Here is a 21,366-nt window from a genome sequence, read left to right on the forward strand (position 1 = left end):
CAAAATTGACCCTGTTCGGCACTGTTATTACAATGTTAAAGAATCTGTTGCATTATCTTAGGCACTTGGTGACTTTAATTTTTTATAGAAAGAAGTTATTCGTAGGTTTAGTAGGGTATGAATGTAGAAAACAAACAGTCTGAAGTACTTAGTAATCGTACATTTAAGAAGAGAGATGGCACATCAACAGGTGATCATGGTCGCAAGTATGAAGTAAAATTATTAATGCTGTATCTACTTCATGGGTTAAGTAGTAAAATTGACTTTTGGTTAGCATCAAACATAGAAGGTTTTGGAGCCTTTGATGATATTTTTTTTGAGTATAAAGATCAGAAGAACAAATCGAGAATTATCTTGGTTCAAGCTAAGTACTGCAATACACATCGCTCTTCGAAGAATATTACTTTTGAAGATTTGTTTATTGATGGAAATGATAGAAAGCAACAGAAAGAAGATTTCGGGTTAAACAAATATTTTGAATCTCATCCTGAGATTAAGCAAAACCCTGAGTGTAAGAACAGTGATATTACGCTTGTCATTCATACTAATGTCAATGTGAACCTAAAAAAAGGTGCAGAGAAACAAGGAAGCGTAGAAACATTAGAGAAGTATCTGGAAGAGTCAAAGTTAACAAATGATAACACTTTAAATATTTATGAAGGTCAAAAAGGAACGTGCTACAAAATAAAAAATCATACTGAACTGAAAAAATACTTCAGTTGTGGTAGTGACGATGAAATAGAAGATTTTTTACTTAGAATAAGGTTTGTAGTTGATCAACCTAATCATTCAAAATTAGATGATATTATTAAGAAAGAAATAGGGAATATATACAAAATATCAGGGGAAGAAGATATTGATACAGTTTTTGTCCGTGTATATGACAAGGTAGGGAAATGGTGGGCACAACAGGGTAGCAAAGTTTCTTATCTAACAAGAAAAGACGATTATTTTAGGGAAGTTATAGAACATCTTTATAGTCTCAAACCTAGAGAAGATCTATTTGAACGGTGGAACATTCCACCTAAAATAGCTAGTGGAAATTTCATTGAACGAGAATATCTCAATGAAGAAATAGTAAATCATCTAAAGACAAAAAATGAGCCAGTTATATTAACTGCTTTGTACGGGTTAGGTGGAGTAGGTAAAACACAGTCAGTGCTAGATTTTATTCAAAAACATGGGAAAGAATACAAGGCAATATGTTGGTTTAATGCAAAAGATGAAGATCAACTACTCAGTGAATATGTTAATTTAGGAAGAAAATTAAATATTATTCACGATGAAGACAACATTTCTATTGCACAGTGAGCTTATTATGTGAAAAACTGGCTAGAAGATTCTAAACGTGAAGGCTGGTTGTTGATTTATGATAATGTATCAAATTATGAAGTCATTTCTAAGCTCAGACCTACAAAAGGCGGCAAAATAATAGTTACGTCTCGTAATACTGAATGGCCACAAGGGAGTATAGGTGTAGACGTTTTTACTCCCCCAGAATCAGAATTATATGTTAAGAAAATTCTAGGCCAGGTTTCAGAAAGCGATAGGCCAAATATAGGTATATTGGCAGAAAAGTTAGGTAGATTACCTTTGGCATTAGCTCAGGCTTGCGCTTACATCAAAGAAAACAAAATGACTATCTCACGTTACTTAGAAATTTATGCAGAAAGGAAGCTTTATTTATTATCTCATAAAACACTACCTAAGGATTCTAACCATGAGCCTGTGTTTATTACTTGGGATATTACAATGGACGCAATTCGTAATGAGTCTAAACTAGCAAGCAAGTTGTTAGTAGCTTGTGCATATTTAGACAATGATATTCCTAAAGATTTGTTAAGAATATTTCCTGAGATTGTAGAGAACAATTCTGAAGAAAAACCTTTTGAAGAAGTATTAGGTATATTATTGAGATATTCGATGCTAGTGTCCAATGAGCAGAGTAGTAGTGTTTCTATTTACTGTTTAGTACAAGATGTAATTAGGCTAAAGTCAAAGGAAAGTGGAAAAATTAAAAAAGATATAAAAACCGTTTTTCAATTATTAAAAGAAAGCTTCCCTGACGACAGTGACAAATTAGAAGATTATGCTAAGAAACGACAGTTGTTACCACATTTAGAAACGTTCTTATCACATATAGATGATTGGCTAGGAAAAAATCCTTTAGAAAAGCAAACAATAGAGAAGGATTATCTTGTGGATTTGTTAATACGAATGAGTGATGGATATTATTACTTGGGTAATCCTAGAAGACAAAAGGAGTCGCTTGAACGGGTTTTACCTATCTTTAGAAAACATTATGGATCTGATCATTTTATAGTCGCCACGGCACTGACAAACCTCGGTATCGCTTGCGGGGATTTAGGTGATCACAAGAAAAAAAAGACGTTGCTTGAACGGGCTTTACCTATTTCTGAGAAACATTATGGCCCTGACCATTTCGAAGTTGCTGCCATACTGACAAACCTAAGTAGTTCCTACGGGACTTTAGGCAATCATGATAAACAAAAGGAGCTTCTTGAACGGACTTTAACAATTAAAGAGAAACATTATGGCCCTGACCATTTCGAAGTTGCTAGGACACTGGCAAACCTTGGTAACTCTTATAGGGCTTTAGGTACTCCTCAAAAAGCAAAAGAGTTGCTTGAACGGGCTTTACCCGTCCTTAAGAAACACTACAGTCCTGATCATCCTGAAGTTGCTATACCACTTGCAAATCTTGGTATTGCCTATGGTGCGTCAGGTAATCATGAAAAAAAAAGGAGTTGCTTGTGCGGGCTTTAATAATTCAAGAGAAACATTATGGCCCTGATCATTTTATAGTTGCTAAACTACTGACAAACTTAGGTGGCGTTTACATAGTTTTAGGCGATCCCAAGAAAGCAAAAACGCTGCTTGCACGAGCTTTAATAATTCAAGAGAAACATTATAGCTTTGGTCATTCTGGAGTTGTTAAAACACTGATAAATCTAGGTAATGCTTATGGAGATTTAGGTGATCACAAGAAAAAAAAGGAGTTGCTTGAACGGGCTTTACCTATTTCTGAGAAACATTATGGCCCCGATCATTTCACAATTGCTATAGCACTAACAAACCTCGGTATCGCTTATGGGGATTTGGGTGATCATAAGAAACAAAAGGAATTGCTTGAACGGGCTTTAGCAATTAATGAAAAACGTTATGGCCCTGACCATTTCGAAGTTACTGCCATACTAACAAATCTCGGCACCGCTCATTATGCTTTAGGTGATCCTCAGAAAGCAAAAGAGTTGTTTGAACGGGCTTTAGTTATCTTTAAGAAACATTACGATTCTGACCATTTTGAAATTGTTAAACCACTGGCAAACCTGGGTATCGTTTATGGTACTTTAGGTGATCCTCAAAAGGCAAAAGAGTTGCTTGAACGAGCTTTAGTAATTCAAGAGAAATATTATAAACCTAATCATTTTGAGGTTGCTAGGACACTAGTGAATCTAGGTAATGCTTACAGGAATTTAAGTGATCCTCAGAAGGCAAAAGAGTTGCTTGAACGAGCCTTAGTAATTCAAGAGAAACATTATGGCCCCAATTATTTTGAAGTTGCTATTACACTAACAAACCTTGGTGTCTTTCATGGGGATTTAGATGACTACGAGAAACAGAAGGGGTTACTTGAACGGGCTTTAGCAATTAATGAACAACATTATGGCCCCGACCATTTCGAAGTTGCTAGGACACTAGTGAATCTAGGTAACGCTTACAGGGATTTGGGTAATCCTCAGAAAGCAAAAGAGTTGCTTGAACGAGCCTTAGTAATTCAAGAGAAACATTATGGCCCCGATTATTTTGAAGTCGCTATTACTCTGACAAACCTTGGTATCTCTCATGTGGATTTAGGTGACTATAAAAAACAAAAGGAGTTACTTGAACGGGCTTTAGCAATCAAAAAGAAACATTACAGGCCTGACCATTTTGAAGTTGCTAGAACACTGGCAAACCTCGGTAATTCTTATAGGGTTTTAGGTAATCCCCAGAAGGCAAAAGAGTTGCTTGAGCAGGCTCTAGCAATTCGAAAGAAACATTACGGCCTCGACCATTTTGAAGTTGTTAAATTACTGGCAACCCTCGGTATCGTTTATGGCACTTTTGGCGATCATCAGAAAGCAAAAGAGTTGTTTGAACGAGCTTTACCTATTTTTGAGAAACATTATGGCTCTGGTCATGTTCAAGTTGCCAAACTACTGGCAAATCTTGGTATTGCCTATGGCGCTTTGGGCGATCACAAGAAACAAGAGGAATTGCTTGAACAGGCCTTGCCTATTTTTGAGAAACATTATGGCCCTGATCATCCGGAAGTTGCTAAACTGCTGGCAGAACTAGATGACATTTAGGTTTTTAGCAATACTGGATTAACAACAATTCATTTGAGCTACACTTCCAAAACTAATCTATTTGGATCTTCTATATAATTTTTTATTTTAACGAGGAAAGTTACTGCTCCTTTGCCGTCAACTATTCTGTGATCGTAAGAGAGAGCAATGTACATCATAGGTCTGATTTCTACTGCATTACCAACAGCAACTGGCCTGTTTTGTATTGAATGCATTCCAAGTATTCCAGATTGCGGAGGGTTTATTATCGGAGTGGAAAGAAGTGAACCGTATACTCCACCGTTTGAGATGGTAAATGTTGCACCTTCCATTTCTGATACTTGTAATTTACCCTCACGAGCTTTTTTGCCAAGAGCAACTAAAGTCAACTCAATTTCTGCAAATGACATCTGATCGGCACCCCGAATAACTGGTACAACAAGACCTTTATCGGTGCCAACAGCAACACCTACGTCATAGTAATGTTTATATATGATTTCATCGCCTGAGATTTCAGCGTTAATTTCAGCAATTTCTTTCAATGCTTGCACCGCTGCCTTTATAAAAAACGACATAAAACCAAGTTTTATTCCATATTTTTTTTCAAAGGCGTCCTTATATTTTGCTCTTAGATCCATGACATTCTTCATGTCAATTTCATTGAACGTGGTCAGTATTGCAGCAGTATTTTGCGATGCTTTCAAACGAGCGGCAATTACTTGCCTTATTTTGCTCATTTTTACTCGTTCCTCTCTTTGCTCTCCATTTACTACACTTTTTGGCAATTCATATTGTTTTATTGCAGGTTGTTCAGCTTTGTTCATATGGCCTATCACATCTGCTTTTGTTATTCTGCCTCCCATGCCAGTTCCTTTGACGCTTTCTGCACTGATTGCATTTTCTTCCATAATTTTACGAGCTGATGGAGCATCTTTTTTAGCAGCACTTTCGCTTTTATCTTCTTTTCTCGCTTCCTCTTTTACTTCTCCCATGGAAAGCTTCGCTAACAATTGATCAGGACTTATTACATCATCTTCTTTTATAAGAAATTCAGTTATTTGCCCTGAAGCTTCTGCAGTTAATTCGAGTGCTGTTTTGTCAGTTTCAATTTCAAAGATCAAGTCATCTACTTTTACTGCTTCTCCAATACCCTTCTTTATTTTTACTATACCTTCTGTAACTGATTCACCACCAAGAGTTTTTGGTGCTCTGATTTCTATAATTTTGCTCATAAAACAACTTCCGTATAAAACTTTCTATAGATTTATACATGAAAAGAGACATGTAATAAACTAATAAATTCATTGAGGCTCTTATCATTTAGAAGTGACAAACGGATAACATATTCCCAAATGTCATTCCAGCACGTGACGCTAGGCCATAAAAATTCCTTGACAAGCTTTGCCATCCCCCCTATCATGAAACTGAAGCTATTTATTTATCTTCGCAATCTGTGCAGGTTAATGACAAAAAACTTAGGGTATTTGGCGTCTCATGTTTAATTTTTCGCACTACGTGCATCGCATGTCTTTAAAAATTTTTAGGTTTTTACCTATATAAGCCGAAACGCGCTTACAAAGCGTTTAAGACAGCAAAAAACGTCAAATTGACAAGGGAGAATTTGAATGCTAGCTACTACGGGGTTTCTTTGCCTTTTTTCCTGCTTAGTAAATTTCTTAAACACTTGCGATGTAGGTTAGTTGCAAGTTAAAAGCAGCTAAATCGCTCTTAATCAAGCGTTTTAGAATAAAAAAAACGCCGATATTTTAGTACATAGTAAATAGCCAACCACCACGGGGCTTCTTTTGCCTTTTTTTTCGCTTGGTAAATTTTTTAATATTTATAGCTAAACGACAACCGTCATCCCGCTGCTTGTTAGCGGGATCTAGAGATACCGTGACGGTATGACGGTTCGCGGTGGTATGACGATAAGGTTTATACCTTGTCATGCAAGTACTAGAATCCAGTAAGCTTATTTATGCATATAAAAGGTTATTATTTTGTAAAGTCAAAGTTGCTTTTGGTTTTAAGTTAAAGTACAATAAATGCAAAGGTTTATATAATGAATTAAACTGGATCCAAGTAGTCAGCTACTTGAATGACATCAGACAAACAATCGTACACATGCTAGTCAAAATAGGTACCAGAGGAAGCAAGCTTGCAGTTGCCCAGGCTTTGGAAGCAAAACAAAAGTTGCTGGATTCTTTTCCTAACTTATCTATTGAAATTGTTAAAATAAAAACTTCTGGAGATAAGTATGCAAACGCAAATCTTGCTGAAATAGGAGGCAAAGGATTATTCATTAAAGAAATTGAGACTGAATTGCTCGAAAATAATATAGATATGGCAGTTCATTCGCTAAAAGATATGCCTGCGTTTTTCTCAGGGGGTTTAACAATTCCTTGTGTTTTAGAAAGGCTAAGTTCATGCGATGCGTTTATTTCTCATAAACACAATAGCCTTGAGTCTTTGCCACAGCAGGCTACTATTGCCACTTCTTCAATAAGAAGAAAAGTTCAGTTGTTAAATGTTAGACCAGATTTAAATATAGTACCGCTACGTGGAAATGTAACAACCAGATTGCAAAATCAAAGTTTTGATGGAATAATTCTAGCTGAAGCAGGACTCATAAGATTAGAAAAACATCACTTGATTACAGAGGTATTGCCACCAAAAGTTATGTTAAGTGCAGTGGGGCAGGGGGCGGTTTGTATTCAATGTAGAAGGAATGATGTAAAAATTATCGATCTTTTAGAGAAAATTAATAATAATATGTCTTTTATAGGAGTGAAATCAGAGCGCAGTTTTATGAAGACAGTGAATGGTTCATGTTTTACACCACTTGCAGCTTTGGCTGAATATGTGAGCGAAAATATGCTACACCTTCGTTGTATGTTAGCAAGTGGAAAAAATATATACTTCACTGAGCGCACTTCATTTATAGAAGATGCGGAGAAAATGGGTATGGATGCAGGATTAGAGTTGAAATCAAAATGCTTATAAGCTTACCTAAAGTACGTGGAATCTATCGTTATGATGTCTTAATGTCTAAAGCGACGTGGTTAAATGTTGGTGGACGAGCTGATGTATTATTTAAACCATGTGATATTGAAGATTTAACATACTTGATTAAAAATACTGAACTGCCAGTTAGCGTTATTGGTGCAACATCCAACATAATAGTGCGAGATAGTGGCATTCGAGGAATAACAGTAAAATTAGGTAAGGAGTTTGCATATATTAAAAGTAAGGGTAACAACTCTATTGTAGCTGGGGGAGCTGTGCTGCTCAGCAACCTTGCTCACTTTGCGGGAAATCAGCAGATTAGTGGGTTGGAGTTTCTAGTTGGAATTCCAGGAACAGTTGGTGGCGGAATAGAAATGAATGCAGGTGCATATGGTAGTGATATCGCAAGTGTTGTACAATCCATAAAAGCAGTGAATCTAGAGGATGGAAACCTATATGAGTTCTCCAACGAAGAAATGGGGTATTTTTACCGTGGACATAGCCTAAAAGGAAATTGGATTTTTGTTGAAGCTGAGTTTAAAGGAGTAAACTCAGAGTATGAGCTTATACTGCAAAGGTTAAAGGAAGTTATTGAGAGGAAAAATAAAAGCCAGCCAATAAGAGGAAAAACTGCTGGGTGCATATTCAAAAATCCAAAAAACTACCGAGCATGGGAGTTAATTGATAAATCTGGCTGCCTAGGGTTAAATATTGGTGGAGCTAGAATCTCTAAGAAACATTGTAACTTCTTGCTCAATTACGATAATGCAACTGCATCTGACTTGGAAAACCTTGGCAACAAAGTAAAAGATGCAGTAAAGGATAAATTTAATGTTGAACTTGAGTGGGAAATAAGGGTTTTGGGTAGCTATTAGATAGTTTTTATAGCTTATGTATATTCGTTCAGGAGAACGGCAAATAAGGTAAACAAGTAATCTAAAAAAATAATCATAGAGAAACCGTGAGGTAATGTGGTTAATCTTGTAGAACTTTGCAAGAATCTAGAGAGAAAAATAGCAAAGTTAGAGGTTGTCCGGAAACTAGTAAATTCAAGCATATTCCCTCTTTAACATAACCCTACTCATAGCTAGGTATATGAAATTCTCAGTGGATGTTGTGAGTAAATCATACTCCTTCGATAGCCTTCTATTCCTATTAACCCAAGCAAAAGTCCTTTCTACAACCCATCTTCTTGGCTGTACTTTAAACCCTTGTTCTCTTGTTGGTAGTAGCTCAGGTGGCGTATCTTTGTGCACCCAAAATCTACATGGAGGCCTTTTAACAATTTCAATATCTATGTCATATTCTTCCTTTATGTGATTCTTTAAATTTCTTCCTTGGTATCCCATGTCAGCCCACATTTTTTTAACTTTAGTATATTTTGTTCTCATATTGTTTAATGCTATTTTAATACCATCTCTATCATTTTCGTTAGCAGCGCCTACGTAACAACCTAGTATAAAACCCTGAGTGTCTGTAATTATATGCCTTTTTCTACCCTTTACTTTTTTACTTCCATCATAGCCTTTGATCCCCCCTTTTCTGTAGTCTTTACAGATTGACTATCTACTATACAGGCACTCGGCTGCTCATTCCTTCCTATTTTTCTTCTACTATATTTTGTAATTTCATAATTCATTTTCTCAAAAATTCCCTGCTTCTTCCATTGCCTGAACTGCTCATACACAGTCTTCCATAGCGGAAAATCATTTGGTAAATACCGCCATTGACACCCTGTACGCAATACATAGAAAATTGCTTCTAATATTTCTTTTTTGCTATACTTTGGCGGCCTTCCTCCTTTCTTGTATGATACTCTGAAGTGTTTTTCTATTCTTGCCCATTCCCTTTCGCTTAGATCTGTTGGATACTTTTTTCTCATCCTTACCCCGTACTAAAATTTCAGATATTATAGCCTTTTACTTGTTTCCGGACAACCTCTTATACCAATTCTCATTATTAGTGAATCAAATAAGCGATATTGTAGAGTTATTTAATTGTGGAGTGAGAAAGAAAGGCAATAGTATGGCTTTTTTTCCATTGTTATCTATCCGTTTATTGTGCAGTGGGAATTGGTATTAGCTGAACGGACACTATTGTTATACTATATCTTATATACAATTGTGCAATATGGACAATGGCAACAAATTTACTAGCGAAATTCAGTGATTTATGATTGATAATTAAAGTTCTTAATTAGTAACCGTTCACACTTAATTCTTCAATCTCACTAATAGAAAGGCCAGTAAATTTGACAATAGTGTTGACATCAACATTGTTAGCCAGCATTGCTTTTGCGACTTCGATTTTTCCTTCGATTTTTCCTTCAATTTTCCCTTCCTCTTTACCGATTTTGATGCCTCTTTCTTCGCCAATTTGGATGCCTTTTTCAGTAGCAAGGTCAAGTCTGTATTCAAGAATGGCTTCTTCTTTCCGTAGATCCATTATTCTTTCTTCATAAGCTACTAAATCTTTTTCATTCCAGCTAAACCTGTCTAATTCATCGTAGGCTAACTTTATTATTGGTGCTTTTTCTGCTATTTTCCTTAAGTCTTCTTCCGTAGTTTCATCTGCATATTTGAAGAAAAATAACCAACGATCCACTATGCTTTCTAGCTGTTCTTCCTTATTCTTAGGAAATTTAGGTAGTTCAATAAATACAAATTGAAAATCTTTTAAGTCATGCTCATTGGTTTTCTCATCTCTTATAGTGTGGCTGGATATATAATCAAGCTTATCAGGAAATAAATTACAATTAGAGATAGCAATAAAGAAAACCTTCTTTAAATCAATGTACTTACCAGATTTATCAGCTTGCCTTGAGTAAGCCTTAGCAGCATATAGTTGAGCTCGTTTTTCGAAGCCTTTATCGCGAGTGAGCTGCATTTCAATCACATACCTAGCCCCACTAGAGTCCCTGCAAAGAACATCAACTATACTTTGCTTATCAGAGGCAATTTCAGGATCCATTATAGTACTGAGGAATTCCACTTCTTGTATAGTATTTATCTCGGTAAACCCTAAAATATCATTCAAAAAATGTATGAGAATATTCTTATTTTTTTCAGTGCCAAATATTTTTTTGAAGGTTAAATCCAGCTTAGGGTCGAGAAACTTAGATAAAGCCATAGCCAAAGTGCTTAAAAATATTAATAATTATACACTATTATTAACAATTATTCAACCATATTTTTGAAGATAGCTATGCCGCCGCGAACCGTCATACCGCCGCGGTATCTCTAGATCCCGCTAACAAGCAGCGGGATGACGAATTACTTAACCGTCATACCACCGCGAACCGTCATACCGCCGCGGTATCTCGGCATAGATTCCGCTAACAAGTAGCGGAATGACGATTGTGTATCGTGTTTTGCTAAAAATCACAGAATGCAGTCTGGTTACCTTAATTAGAAGTTTAGCTTTAACTTTAAATGAACTACTCAACCGTGACAGACTTAGCTAAATTTCTTGGACAATCTGCATCTAACCCTTTTTTTGCTGCAGTAAAGTAAGCAAGGAATTGCATAGCAACACTGTAGATGATTGGAGAGATAAAATTATCAGTGTCTGGAAGTTGCACCACATCTGCGCAAACTCCCCTTAGGAATGGCGCTCCTTGTTTATCACTGAAGGCAATTACTTTGCCTTTTCTTGCAATAATCTCTTGTATATTAGATAGCGTTTTAAAGAATAAATCATCATAAGGGATAATTGCTATAACAAGCACAGTAGAGTCTATTAAAGCAATAGAACCATGCTTCATTTCTCCCGCTGCAATACCAGTTGTATTGATATATGAAAGCTCTTTTATTTTCAATGCGCCTTCCATTGCAACTCCGTATGAACTTCCTCTGCCGATTAAAATAACGTTATTGTGTTCTAATATACTGCCCGATATATGTTGTATTTTCATCACATTCAAAACGTGCTCAACATACTCGGGAATAGAGTTAATAGCGTTGCTTAGCTGTTTTATTCTTTCTCCACCCAGTACACCTTTTATTTTCCCAAGCTCCACGGCAAAGCATGCTAAAGTTGCAAGTTGCGCAGAAAAGGTTTTTGTTGAAGCAACACCAATTTCTGGCCCAGCAAGAGTATGTAACACAATATCTGAGATCTTTTCAATGCTGCTGCTAAATGTATTAGTTATACTAATGATTGTTTGCTTCTGTGATTTTGCATAACGCAGCGCTTCTATGGTATCTGCAGTTTCACCAGATTGAGAGATAAATAACCCAATGCTGCCTTCTTCCAGCTTGACGTTGCTATACCTAAATTCTGATGAGATTTCTAGATATACTCGAACTTGAGCGACATTTTCCAGCCAATACTTTGCTATTAGCCCAGCAAAATAAGATGACCCGCATCCAACTATAGTAATGTAACTCAGCTCAGAAAACAATTTTTTGTTAGCAAATATTACCTCTTTATATTGCTTGTAAAATTGATTTATTGTTTTGTTTAATGCACGCGGTTGCTCAAAAATCTCTTTTAACATGAAGCTAGGGTAACCATTTTTGCTAATTAGAAAATCACTTAGACTACTATTTTCTATACTGCGTTTAACTTGTGTACCATTGTTGTATATACTAACTCCACTAGATTTTATCACTGCAATGTCATCATCTTCCAAATGCGATATTCTTTCCACAAATGCACTTAAAGCATTAGAGTCAGATGCAGCAAACACTGTGTTACAGTTATAGCCTATTGCTAAAGGCAAATTTCTCTTCGCAACAAATAAGGCGTCTGGATATTCTGCAAATAATAAGACCAAGGCAAATGAGCCATGTAAGTTGTTTAAACACTTAAATAGAGAATCAATTGGCGACAATCCTTCATCAAGATATAAGGTTAGCATGTTTGGTATGATCTCTGTGTCAGTGTCAGTATGGAATGACATGCCCCTTTCTTCTAGACCCTTTTTTAGCAGATTGTAATTCTCAATTATGCCGTTATGAGCAACAACAACATTATTTGTACGAATGGGGTGAGCATTTTTAAGGCCTGGGACTCCATGTGTAGCCCAGCGAGTATGTGCTATACCAACTGTACTGTGAGACATCTTGCTGTCATCAACAACTTCACATAACCTTTCGACTTTACCTTCTGATTTTTTGACTTCTATCTCGCCTTCATTATTTATGATTGCTATACCTGAGGAATCATATCCCCTATATTCCAATTTTTGTAACCCAGTTAGTAAGGTTGGTATTACTGAATCACCGCTACTTACTACACCAAATATTCCGCACACAAATGGATCACCAAACAAACTTTTTTCTAAACATGTTAAGCATTTTTGCCTTTATTACTGGTTGATTTATATTCTTTTTATCATTCTTTCGATTTTACCTTTTTAATTGGTTTAGCTGCTACTTTTTGAGTTTCTTTGCTTAAAACCTCAGATATAGCGGACTTTAGAACTTTTATCTCAACTTTTGGTGCTATTTCTATTATAAATTGTGCATTTGCCTCATCAACTTTATTAACTTCACCTATTATTCCACCAGAAGTAATGACTGTATCACCACGTTTTATTTGATCTATCATCTTTCTATGTTCTTTTAGTTTTTTTTGTTGCGGGCGAATAATGAGAAAATAAAATACCACAAATATTAAAATCAGTGGAATAAAACTAGCAAAAGATGCGCCGATACTTGATGTATTGCTAGTTGCATCTGCTGCAAAAACTTCAGAAATGAGCATATTTAATCCTAATTGTTAATGATAAAAACAAACCTATTTAAGTATTAATTACAATACCATGCCATGTCAAGTTTGGTGAAGGCGTTTCTCAATACCGGCAATAATACTGCGAATTCTAAGTTATGCTAAAACTAATATGGCGGGAGTGATGAGACTTGAACTCACGACCTCATGCGTGACAGGCATGCGCTCTAACCAACTGAGCTACACCCCCCTAATTTCTTTTTAGCATTTTCGGGCTTCAACTTTAAAGCTAATAAACATGTTGCCCTTTGTCAATATTTTTTGTTTGCGCTTTGCTGTCTTTTCTATTACTATGTAAATAATTTAATTTCACACATGGCTTATACAAGTAGTCCCATTAGGGTTATGCCATGGAAGATAAACTATTTGGAGGAATGATATATGACAAATTTGCCTAAAGTCACTGTGCGTGATTTAGCTGAATCTGGTGTACATTTTGGTCACAAAATTAGTCGCTGGAACGCAAAAATGGCTCCATACATATATGGAGTGCATCAAGAAAATCGTATACATATAATTGATTTGCGAAAAACACTACCATTGCTACAGGTGGCCATGAAGGCTTTATATGACGTTGCATTTCAAGGTGGTCGCATTCTATTTGTTGGTACAAAGTTTCAAGCTTTTGATATTATTGCAAGTGAAGCGATTCGTTGTGGTCAATATTATGTGAATCATCGTTGGCTTGGTGGTATGCTTACTAATTGGGGCACTGTTTCTTCTTCGATAAAAACCTTGATGCAATATGAGAAAATATTAAATGACGAGGATAGCATTTTAACAAAGAAAGAATTGGGAAACATTGAAAAGAAAAAGCAAAAGCTTGATAAGGCGCTTGGCGGTATTAGAGAAATGGGAGCAATTCCTGATATCTTATTCATCATTGATACTAATAAAGAGCATATAGCGGTTAAGGAGGCTAAGAAGTTAGGAATTCCAATAGTTGCAATACTTGATACTAATTCTGATCCAGATGGTATTACTTATCTAATACCTGGAAATGATGACTCAAGAAAATCAATAGAGCTCTATTGTAAATTAGCTACCGACTCTATATTAGCTGGAATAGAGTCTAGTCTAGCAAAATCTGGAGTTAAGATTGATGATATAAGGGGTGATGAGTTTATTCAAGAAAAAGAAGATGGTATTGTGCAAACTAAAAGGAGACGTAGTAAAGTTTACAAAGAAGAAGAAAGGGAGGTAGTAACAAATGAAGATGAATCCAGATGATATAAGAGAATTACGTGATAGAACAGGGCTTGGCTTAAGTGACTGTAAAAAAGCATTAGAAGAATGTGATGGTGACATTAAGAAAGCCGTTGATAAGTTACGTACAATAGGTCTTGCTAAAGCTGACAAAAAATCTGATAGAGTAGCTTCAGATGGGCTCGTTGCTATGTGTTTGACTGAAAATTGTGGTGTATTGATTGAACTCAATTGCGAAACCGATTTTGTCGCAAGGAATGAGAAATTTATAGAGTTAGTTTTAAATTTAGCATCAATTGCTCATCAAGAACGCTGTACTAGCGTTGATGAGTTAAAAAATGCCAAGTATGAAAGCATTGGCACAGTGCAGGAAGCTATTATGAATGGTACGTCAGTTCTTGGTGAGAAGCTAGAGTTAAGCAAGCTTTGTTACTTAGAAGCTAAGGATGGAGTTATTGCTGGCTACGTACATGGTGATGTGTGTGGCTTAGGTAAGATTGGTGCTTTAATTGCATTGCAATCATCTGGTGATAAGGCGAAGCTACAAGAGATTGGGAAACAAATAGCTATGCATGTAGTTGCTATGAAGCCTGAAGCTTTGTCTATAGATGATTTAGATCAAATGAAGTTGAACAACGAACGTTCTATAATTGAAGAGCAAGTGAGGAGCTTAAATAAACCTGAAGAAGTAGCAAAAAAAATAGTAGATGGACGAATGGCTAAGTACTATGAAGAAGTTGTTTTACTGGAGCAAAAATTTATAAAGGATGATAAGATGAAGATTTCTGATTTTATAAAATCAAGCGAGTTGAGTGCTGTTAAACTCTCTAATTACAAGTTACTTGTTTTGGGTGATGCAGATTAAATAGCAAAAAATGTTTATTTCAACAAATGAAAAAAGCGAAATAAAATATTCCAGGGTGTTATTTAAAATCTCTGGTGAGGCTTTGATGGGATCAAAGCAATTTGGTCACGATATGGAGACTATAGGTGAGTTATCTAAAGGCATAGTTGAAGTTTGTAATCTTGGAGTTCAGGTATGTATTGTTGTTGGTGGTGGTAATATCTTTCGTGGCACATCTGCGTCTTTAAGTGGTTGTGAAAGAGCAAGCAGTGATTATATTGGAATGCTTGCAACTATAATCAATGCTTTAATTTTACAAAACTTTTTAGAAAAAAATTTAGTAGCTTCTAGGGTATTATCTGCAATACCCATGGCCACTGTATGCGAACCTTACATCAGAAGGAAAGCTATTCGTCATTTAGAAAAAGGTAGAGTGGTAATTTTTGCAGCAGGCACAGGCAACCCATTTTTTACTACAGATACAGCTGCAGCCTTACGTGCTGTTGAAATGAATTGTGATGTTATTCTAAAGGGTACGCAAGTAAATGGTGTATACTCCGCTGATCCGAAAAAAAATGAGGATGCTGTAATGTATGATAGGCTTTCTTACACGGATTTATTGACTCGTGATTTAAAAGTTATGGATGCATCAGCAATTTCACTTGCTCGTGAGAATTCTATTCCAATTATAGTTTTTTCTTTGAAGGGAGAAAAAATAGTCAATATTATTAAGGGTCAAGGTACTTATACTATAGTTTCAGATTGTAAACAGTAGGTAATTTATGTTAAATGAAATAAAAGCTAAAACAAAAGAAAGAATGCTAAAAACTATTCAGTCCTTTCATGATGATATTAAAGGCGTACGCACTGGTAGAGCTAGTGCATCTTTGCTTGATGGTATAGTTGTAAACATCTATGGTGGGCATCAAAAGTTAAATCAAGTTGCAGGCGTTTCGGTTATAGATAACAAAACCCTATCAATTAAAGTTTGGGACATTAGTGTTGTAGGTGAAGTGAAAAACGCTATATTAAATGCTAACCTGAATTTAAATCCTGTTGTCGAGGGTAGCACCATACGTATAGCTCTTCCGGACTTGACACAAGAAACCCGTAAAAAATTAGTGAAATTATTGCATCAGTTTGCTGAAAATGCACGGATTGCCATTAGAAATATACGTAGAGATATTATGGAAGAAACAGAAAAAATGAAGGAAAATAAAGAAATCTCAGAAGATGATTTTCATGGTGCTAAGAAGGAAATACAAAATATTACTGATGATAATATAAAAAAGATTGATGGTGAATTGTCCATCAAAGAAAAGGATATACTGAATCACTAAATGATATGGAGAAAGCTTACATAGCAAATGATGTCATTCCAGTGTTTGACACTGGAATCCAGTCTTTACTATACAACTATCTGATGCACTTGTTTGAAATCAAATTTCCTGGATCCCAGTGTCGGAGCACTGGGATGACACCAATTTTGCATTCAAGTATCAACTATTGGTGTCACTACAGTAACTCTCTTCCTGTCATGCAAGTAGCTGACACCTTCCAGGTGTCCATTGAAATCCAAAAAATTTCACTCAAGTCAAAATTAGGTTAAATTTAAATGTTGAATCAAGAATCTTTACCGAAACATTTAGCAATTATTATGGATGGTAATGGTAGATGGGCGAACAATCAAGGAAGGGTAAAAATTGATGGTTATAAAAAGGGCAGTGAAGTTGCATACGATATTGCCAAGTATTGTACGGACTTAACTATACCCTACTTAACTTTGTATGCATTCTCTATGGAGAATTGGCTTAGACCTAAAAACGAAACTGACTGTCTATTTGATTTATTTTACTCCGTTTTAACTAATGAAGATAAAGTCAATTTCATTTACAATTGTAACATTAAGTTGAATTTTATTGGCAATTTAAGTCTGTTACCCAGTAAAATATTGGATCAAATTAAAAAAGCAGAAGAAATGACACATAAGAACGATGGTTTATTACTCACTGTGGCAGTCAGTTACGGAGCAAAGCAAGAAATTACACAAGCTATAAGCAATATTATAAAAGAAAATATTGCTTATGTATCAGAAGAGGAATTTGAAAAGTTTCTATATACTAAAGATTTGCCAAAATTGGATTTATTAATTCGCACTGGTGGCGAAAAAAGGTTAAGCAACTTTTTATTATGGCAAGCAGCTTATGCTGAATTGTATTTTTGTGATACTTTGTGGCCTGATTTTTCTTGTCAAGATTTGAGCAAAGCATTAGAAGATTATACAAAAAGAGAGAAGAAATATGGTAGATAATAATTTTATAGTTAGAATATTGTCCTCAATAGTAATATTATTCATATTTTCTTTTGCTACATATTTCAGTGATTTATCGTTTTACCTATTGATTTTTTCGATAGCAGTTTTATCTTCTTTTGAATGGTATAATCTAACCCAGGGAAACAAAATTTTATACGTTTTTGCATTATTATTGATTGCACTACCAAGTGCCTCATTAATATATTTATATAATCTACCACAGGGAAAATACGCATTAGTATGGTTCGTCTTAACCATTTGGGGAATTGACGTTACTGCCTACCTGTTTGGCAAGAATTTTGGTGGAGCTAAAATTTGCCCAATTATTAGCCCTGGAAAAACTTGGGCAGGACTTCTTGGTGCGATTTTAGCTGGAGTAGTGTGCACAATTTTTGGATCAATATTTTTTGGTCTATTTTCAATTTTTATTCTCCAATCATTGGCCTTGCAATTGCTATTCTAGCGCAACTTGGCGATTTCACTGAGTCGCTTGTTAAAAGAGCTTACGGTGTTAAAGATAGTGGAAATATGATACCTGGCCATGGGGGAGTGCTCGACCGTATGGACAGTTTCATTTTTACTGCCCCTCTTATTGCTATTTACATAAGCTAAGTCTGCAGAAGTGCCATTAGAGCTCATCCCTAGTCAGCTCCCCAACCGCTTCTACAGTGCAGTCATGGACAAACGTCTTTTCACAATAAGGGCAGGCTATTTCCTCTTCTTCTCCCATATCTAAATATATTAATGGATGGCCGGAACCCTCATCATTCTCATCACCATAACAACAAACTTTTCTATTATTAACCCTCACTTTTGACATGCTGCTCCTTTAGCTTATAACATTTTATATATTGAATATACCCATTCAGAAATAAAAAACAACAAGCACTATTCTCCATTTTTTATCCTATTCAGGTTAATCAATTCGTTTTGAACACCTTTTGATACAAATTTGCTAACATCTTCTCCTAATCTTGCTATTTCCTTTACAAAGCTTGATGAGATAAATTGAGTATCTTCAGAAGCAGGAAGAAATATGGTTTCGATTTCAGGAAGAAGTTTATAATTTACCCAGCTCATTTGAAACTCGTAATCAAAATCCGATACTGCTCTTAATCCCCTAATAATAACAGAAGCATTCTGCTCTTTGGCAAACTTCACTAGCAACCCATTAAAAGATATAACATCTGCATCAATTCCTAGCCCTTTGATTTCATTTTCAGCCATGCTTGTGCGTAGCTTTGTGTCAAAGGCAGTATGCTTATTAACGTTTTCTGCAACTCCTATTATTAATTTATCGACTAGTTTACACGCTCTTTTGATTATGTCAAGATGCCCAAAAGTTATAGGGTCAAATGTGCCAGGGTAGATTCCTATTTTGTCATTAATGTTCATCCTTTATTTTTATAAACTACTTTAAAAACTTTTGATAGACATAATAACATTTTTTATCTAAAAATAAAAGTATACAGTTGGCCTGATAGCTCAGTTGGTAGAGCAAAGGACTGAAAATCCTTGTGTCGCTGGTTCGATTCCTGCTCAGGCCACTTCTCTTTCCTTGGCAAACTTGCCCTTTTTGTTATAAAATACTCTTTATCGTAATATAATATTAGGGAGGCAAGTCATAGTATATAAATATTATATAAACTATTTAATATCTATTAATTATAGTTCTATTATTAAGCAATATACTTTATGCTGGCGTTAGTGAAAACCGGCATCTCAACATGTAACCAGAAAAGAAGAACCAGCGTCAACTGTCTTGACGGCAGAAAATACAAGTAAATAATGACGTAGTTGTTGGTTTGTTGAAAACGGAAGAAGCACATGAACTTGGGCTATCTCAAATATCTATGAGATGTTTAATAACTTTGTGGTTAAGACTGTACTGATTGATATAATAAGATAATTAGCCTTAAAAAAATTCAGACAGAGTCACTTAATCTCGCAAAACAAGATGAAACATTGGCAAAGAAGCTAACATTAGACCGAATAAAAGTTGAAGTTGCAAAGTTTGTTAAAGAGCACAAATAAATAGAATATTTATTCCGGATAATTTACACTCAGCACCCACTCCTTATCGCCAGCTTGTTACTGAAGCAATTGTAAAAATAGTTGATGATAACCCTGCAATTCATTTACTTGGCATATGTGAAGGCATAATGAATGCAAGGGAATTGAAGTAGTGAGTGTTGTGAGTGATGAAGAGAAACGAAGATCTCATTTAAAATCAGCACCTAATCCACAGAAAGAGGATGTACCTCTCCAGCAGATAAAGATCGTTCCAAATAGTCGTTTAGCAGAAGTAGTAAGCCAAATTCCTACTACCTAATGAAAATGGCTGGTTTTTCAACATATTTTCCAGATGCTCATTCAGGAGCAGTAAGTAATACACCCAGAAAATAGAAGAAATTGGAGTCACTTGGATATAAAGTTGCAGCATTTTCCAGTGAGGGGGTAATAGAGGCTATTGAAGATAAGCATGGTAATGTTCACTTTCAAAGTCATCCAGAAGCCCTTGTTGTGAAGTCAGATAAAAACCTCTATTTATCAAATCACAAGGAACGTCAAGTGTCTACACTAGTTGCTATAGCGATTATGAATGATTTTCTTTATCGTGCTTAATGGCTATAGCTTTAGGCTTACCGACGATTTGATAAACGATAGATTTGTCATGTATCCGTTCAGGCAATGGCGTCAACTTAAGGAAAAATATCAGCGATAGTGTATAAAATTTCTCTCCAAATTTTTTATCATTAAATTATCCAAAGAGTGCAAGGGACAGCACTTTTGTTTCTATTTTATTGCAACAAAAAAGTTTAAAATGTGTCTTTTTTAGGTGAGGCATGCAAAAAGGAAAAGATCTTATCTTACAAATTAAAAATGCAATATACTCGAAAACTTTTCAGAAAATCCATTGTGTTGAGTTTTACACGAACAAGAAAACTTCCTTTTTCGACAGTATTTTCTATGATTTTAAAGTTAGTTAAAAAAAGTTTGGGAATAGAATGTGAACTTATGGAGCCATTGACATGTACCCTCAAAGCAAGCTTTTTCTAAAGCAAGGTATAAGATTTGCCATACAGGCTTTCAAGAATTTAAGCATCCAAACAGCCTATCAGGATGAACCTGAGTTGGAGAGGCTATAGACTTATTGCAGCAGATGGTTCTGGTATGAGATTACCCAGCTCTGGGGAAATTGTATCCGAGTTTGAACCAAATGGAAACTGACCTTACCCAGAAAAAGTGGAGAGAAAGTTTGGAATGTTTTTCACAAAGAGAATGATGAATCAAAATGCTCAGGAATGCAATAGTTAATAGTGACGTTGTTTGTTATAAAAAATTTCTATGTATTCAAATATTGCAGTTCTAGTTTGTTGAGCAGAGTGTTGTGAAGTATCAATAAGTATTTCTCTTTTCAATGAGCTAAAGAAGCTTTCCACAACAGAATTGTCGTAACAACAACCTTTATGACTCATCTATGTTTTTTATGGATAAGAGATATTGATAACCTTGCGAAGTATATTGTGAACCTTGATCACTATGTAATAGTAGATTTTTGGCAGGTTTACGCTTGTTAACGGCCATTAATAAAGAGTCCATAACCAATTGTTTATTTATTGAACTGCTCATTAACTACCATGCGTGAATATAGATCGATTATTGTTGCCAAATATAGCCATCCTTCTTTGGTTTTTATATAAGTAATCCCATACTTTATTTGGTTGATCGACAATAAAGTTTTGGTCTAATATATTGGGAGCTACTGTCCGTTTGTTGTTTCTTAATTTTAAATTTTCTTCTCAATATAGCCTGAATACCATTTTTCTGCATAATACTTTGCACTGTTTTTAAGTTGCAACTTTTACCCAAAGCCTTCAATTCAGCATGAATTTTAGGAGCTCCTATCT

General features: G+C 35.5%; 20 protein-coding genes, 2 tRNA genes and 3 pseudogenes. 16 read left to right on the top strand and 9 right to left on the bottom strand.

What is annotated here, in order from left to right; all coding sequences use genetic code 11:
- Window positions 1-117: 117 nt before the first annotated feature.
- From HUB92_RS06550 to HUB92_RS06560, 3 genes are read left to right on the top strand one after another with little or no spacing between them, the layout of a single operon-like run.
- On the top strand, window positions 118-1,311 hold the full coding sequence (locus tag HUB92_RS06550; protein WP_209472770.1) for a hypothetical protein: 1,194 nt from the start codon (window positions 118-120) through the stop codon (window positions 1,309-1,311).
- Window positions 1,312-1,320: 9 nt separating this feature from the next.
- Window positions 1,321-2,787 (top strand): tetratricopeptide repeat protein, encoded by a 1,467-nt coding sequence (locus HUB92_RS06555; RefSeq protein ID WP_209472772.1) that lies wholly within the window; start codon window positions 1,321-1,323, stop codon window positions 2,785-2,787.
- Window positions 2,775-4,373: a tetratricopeptide repeat protein gene (locus HUB92_RS06560; RefSeq protein WP_209472774.1), complete on the top strand. Its 1,599-nt coding sequence runs from the start codon at window positions 2,775-2,777 to the stop codon at window positions 4,371-4,373. Before HUB92_RS06555 ends, HUB92_RS06560 begins: the two co-directional genes overlap by 13 nt.
- 38 nt (window positions 4,374-4,411) lie before the next feature.
- On the opposite strand, the gene odhB is transcribed toward HUB92_RS06560, so the two are convergent.
- Complete coding sequence (gene odhB / locus HUB92_RS06565) at window positions 4,412-5,584, bottom strand: 2-oxoglutarate dehydrogenase complex dihydrolipoyllysine-residue succinyltransferase (protein ID WP_010962667.1); 1,173 nt, start codon at window positions 5,582-5,584, stop codon at window positions 4,412-4,414.
- A gap of 892 nt (window positions 5,585-6,476) precedes the next feature.
- Here odhB and hemC point away from each other — a divergent pair.
- Both hemC and murB read left to right on the top strand, forming a co-directional pair.
- The gene (gene hemC, locus HUB92_RS06570; RefSeq protein ID WP_010962666.1) at window positions 6,477-7,355 is read left to right on the top strand and encodes a hydroxymethylbilane synthase; all 879 of its coding nucleotides are present in this window, start codon (window positions 6,477-6,479) and stop codon (window positions 7,353-7,355) included.
- On the top strand, window positions 7,346-8,233 hold the full coding sequence (gene murB / locus HUB92_RS06575; RefSeq protein ID WP_209472776.1) for a UDP-N-acetylmuramate dehydrogenase: 888 nt from the start codon (window positions 7,346-7,348) through the stop codon (window positions 8,231-8,233). Before hemC ends, murB begins: the two co-directional genes overlap by 10 nt.
- 174 nt (window positions 8,234-8,407) lie before the next feature.
- Here murB and HUB92_RS06580 read toward each other — a convergent pair.
- The 5 genes from HUB92_RS06580 to HUB92_RS06600 form a co-directional block, all read right to left on the bottom strand.
- A protein-coding gene (locus tag HUB92_RS06580) for an IS5-like element ISWpi1 family transposase (RefSeq protein WP_209472412.1) occupies window positions 8,408-9,240 on the bottom strand; the annotation gives its coding sequence in 2 pieces (ribosomal slippage) (window positions 8,408-8,871 and window positions 8,871-9,240; 834 coding nt in all).
- Window positions 9,241-9,554: 314 nt separating this feature from the next.
- Window positions 9,555-10,487, bottom strand: coding sequence for an Rpn family recombination-promoting nuclease/putative transposase (locus tag HUB92_RS06585; RefSeq protein ID WP_015589057.1), 933 nt, complete (start codon window positions 10,485-10,487; stop codon window positions 9,555-9,557).
- A gap of 307 nt (window positions 10,488-10,794) precedes the next feature.
- Window positions 10,795-12,615 carry a glutamine--fructose-6-phosphate transaminase (isomerizing) gene (gene glmS / locus HUB92_RS06590; RefSeq protein WP_209472778.1) on the bottom strand — a complete coding sequence of 607 codons (1,821 nt, stop codon included), beginning with the start codon at window positions 12,613-12,615 and terminating at the stop codon, window positions 10,795-10,797.
- A gap of 80 nt (window positions 12,616-12,695) precedes the next feature.
- Window positions 12,696-13,067, bottom strand: a complete 372-nt coding sequence (gene yajC / locus HUB92_RS06595; RefSeq protein ID WP_010081840.1) for a preprotein translocase subunit YajC — start codon at window positions 13,065-13,067, stop codon at window positions 12,696-12,698.
- A gap of 137 nt (window positions 13,068-13,204) precedes the next feature.
- Window positions 13,205-13,281 (bottom strand) — tRNA-Asp (locus HUB92_RS06600).
- Window positions 13,282-13,472: 191 nt separating this feature from the next.
- On the opposite strand from HUB92_RS06600, the gene rpsB reads away from it, so the two are divergent.
- From rpsB to HUB92_RS06635, 7 genes and pseudogenes are all read left to right on the top strand, one after another.
- Window positions 13,473-14,321, top strand: coding sequence for a 30S ribosomal protein S2 (gene rpsB, locus HUB92_RS06605; protein ID WP_010962661.1), 849 nt, complete (start codon window positions 13,473-13,475; stop codon window positions 14,319-14,321).
- Window positions 14,302-15,162, top strand: coding sequence for a translation elongation factor Ts (gene tsf, locus HUB92_RS06610; protein WP_070356839.1), 861 nt, complete (start codon window positions 14,302-14,304; stop codon window positions 15,160-15,162). Before rpsB ends, tsf begins: the two co-directional genes overlap by 20 nt.
- Before the next feature lie 16 nt (window positions 15,163-15,178).
- Window positions 15,179-15,916, top strand: a complete 738-nt coding sequence (gene pyrH, locus HUB92_RS06615) for a UMP kinase (RefSeq protein WP_369800793.1) — start codon at window positions 15,179-15,181, stop codon at window positions 15,914-15,916.
- A gap of 7 nt (window positions 15,917-15,923) precedes the next feature.
- Window positions 15,924-16,481 carry a ribosome recycling factor gene (frr, locus tag HUB92_RS06620; RefSeq protein ID WP_209472780.1) on the top strand — a complete coding sequence of 186 codons (558 nt, stop codon included), beginning with the start codon at window positions 15,924-15,926 and terminating at the stop codon, window positions 16,479-16,481.
- Window positions 16,482-16,486: 5 nt separating this feature from the next.
- Complete coding sequence (locus HUB92_RS06870; RefSeq protein ID WP_010962657.1) at window positions 16,487-16,750, top strand: hypothetical protein; 264 nt, start codon at window positions 16,487-16,489, stop codon at window positions 16,748-16,750.
- Window positions 16,751-16,756: 6 nt separating this feature from the next.
- Window positions 16,757-17,452, top strand: coding sequence for a polyprenyl diphosphate synthase (gene uppS / locus HUB92_RS06630; RefSeq protein WP_006279327.1), 696 nt, complete (start codon window positions 16,757-16,759; stop codon window positions 17,450-17,452).
- A pseudogene (locus tag HUB92_RS06635) lies at window positions 17,442-18,067 on the top strand (phosphatidate cytidylyltransferase). Before uppS ends, HUB92_RS06635 begins: the two are co-directional and overlap by 11 nt.
- A 16-nt stretch (window positions 18,068-18,083) precedes the next feature.
- On the opposite strand, the gene HUB92_RS06640 reads toward HUB92_RS06635, so the two are convergent.
- Complete coding sequence (locus HUB92_RS06640; RefSeq protein ID WP_209472782.1) at window positions 18,084-18,275, bottom strand: zinc-finger domain-containing protein; 192 nt, start codon at window positions 18,273-18,275, stop codon at window positions 18,084-18,086.
- Window positions 18,276-18,343: 68 nt separating this feature from the next.
- The gene (coaD, locus tag HUB92_RS06645) at window positions 18,344-18,850 is read right to left on the bottom strand and encodes a pantetheine-phosphate adenylyltransferase (RefSeq protein WP_006279325.1); all 507 of its coding nucleotides are present in this window, start codon (window positions 18,848-18,850) and stop codon (window positions 18,344-18,346) included.
- Between the two features lie 79 nt (window positions 18,851-18,929).
- Here coaD and HUB92_RS06650 point away from each other — a divergent pair.
- The 4 genes and pseudogenes from HUB92_RS06650 to HUB92_RS06660 form a co-directional block, all read left to right on the top strand.
- Window positions 18,930-19,002 (top strand) — tRNA-Phe (locus HUB92_RS06650).
- 638 nt (window positions 19,003-19,640) lie between these two features.
- Window positions 19,641-19,787 (top strand): hypothetical protein, encoded by a 147-nt coding sequence (locus HUB92_RS06875; protein WP_244663066.1) that lies wholly within the window; start codon window positions 19,641-19,643, stop codon window positions 19,785-19,787.
- Window positions 19,788-19,867: 80 nt separating this feature from the next.
- Window positions 19,868-20,080, top strand: coding sequence for a type 1 glutamine amidotransferase family protein (locus HUB92_RS06880; RefSeq protein WP_244663067.1), 213 nt, complete (start codon window positions 19,868-19,870; stop codon window positions 20,078-20,080).
- A 221-nt stretch (window positions 20,081-20,301) separates the two neighbouring features.
- Window positions 20,302-20,680: pseudogene (locus HUB92_RS06660) on the top strand (IS4-like element ISWosp8 family transposase); the annotation flags it as partial.
- Between the two features lie 46 nt (window positions 20,681-20,726).
- Here HUB92_RS06660 and HUB92_RS07340 read toward each other — a convergent pair.
- Window positions 20,727-21,361, bottom strand: a pseudogene (locus HUB92_RS07340) (IS3 family transposase); the annotation flags it as partial.
- Window positions 21,362-21,366 lie beyond the last annotated feature (5 nt).

Source organism: Wolbachia endosymbiont of Wiebesia pumilae (genome assembly GCF_017869285.1).
Lineage (GTDB): Bacteria > Pseudomonadota > Alphaproteobacteria > Rickettsiales > Anaplasmataceae > Wolbachia > Wolbachia pipientis.

Excerpts from the sequence above, each read along its gene's own strand:
- murB (WP_209472776.1), top strand. The coding sequence starts at position 7,346 with ATGCTTATAAGCTTACCTAAAGTACGTGGAATCTATCGTTATGATGTC.
- tsf (WP_070356839.1), top strand. The coding sequence starts at position 14,302 with ATGAAGATGAATCCAGATGATATAAGAGAATTACGTGATAGAACAGGG.
- coaD (WP_006279325.1), bottom strand. The coding sequence starts at position 18,850 with ATGAACATTAATGACAAAATAGGAATCTACCCTGGCACATTTGACCCT.
- frr (WP_209472780.1), top strand. The coding sequence starts at position 15,924 with ATGTTAAATGAAATAAAAGCTAAAACAAAAGAAAGAATGCTAAAAACT.
- yajC (WP_010081840.1), bottom strand. The coding sequence starts at position 13,067 with ATGCTCATTTCTGAAGTTTTTGCAGCAGATGCAACTAGCAATACATCA.
- HUB92_RS06550 (WP_209472770.1), top strand. The coding sequence starts at position 118 with ATGAATGTAGAAAACAAACAGTCTGAAGTACTTAGTAATCGTACATTT.
- hemC (WP_010962666.1), top strand. The coding sequence starts at position 6,477 with ATGCTAGTCAAAATAGGTACCAGAGGAAGCAAGCTTGCAGTTGCCCAG.
- odhB (WP_010962667.1), bottom strand. The coding sequence starts at position 5,584 with ATGAGCAAAATTATAGAAATCAGAGCACCAAAAACTCTTGGTGGTGAA.
- rpsB (WP_010962661.1), top strand. The coding sequence starts at position 13,473 with ATGACAAATTTGCCTAAAGTCACTGTGCGTGATTTAGCTGAATCTGGT.
- HUB92_RS06870 (WP_010962657.1), top strand. The coding sequence starts at position 16,487 with ATGGAGAAAGCTTACATAGCAAATGATGTCATTCCAGTGTTTGACACT.
- uppS (WP_006279327.1), top strand. The coding sequence starts at position 16,757 with ATGTTGAATCAAGAATCTTTACCGAAACATTTAGCAATTATTATGGAT.
- HUB92_RS06585 (WP_015589057.1), bottom strand. The coding sequence starts at position 10,487 with ATGGCTTTATCTAAGTTTCTCGACCCTAAGCTGGATTTAACCTTCAAA.
- HUB92_RS06640 (WP_209472782.1), bottom strand. The coding sequence starts at position 18,275 with ATGTCAAAAGTGAGGGTTAATAATAGAAAAGTTTGTTGTTATGGTGAT.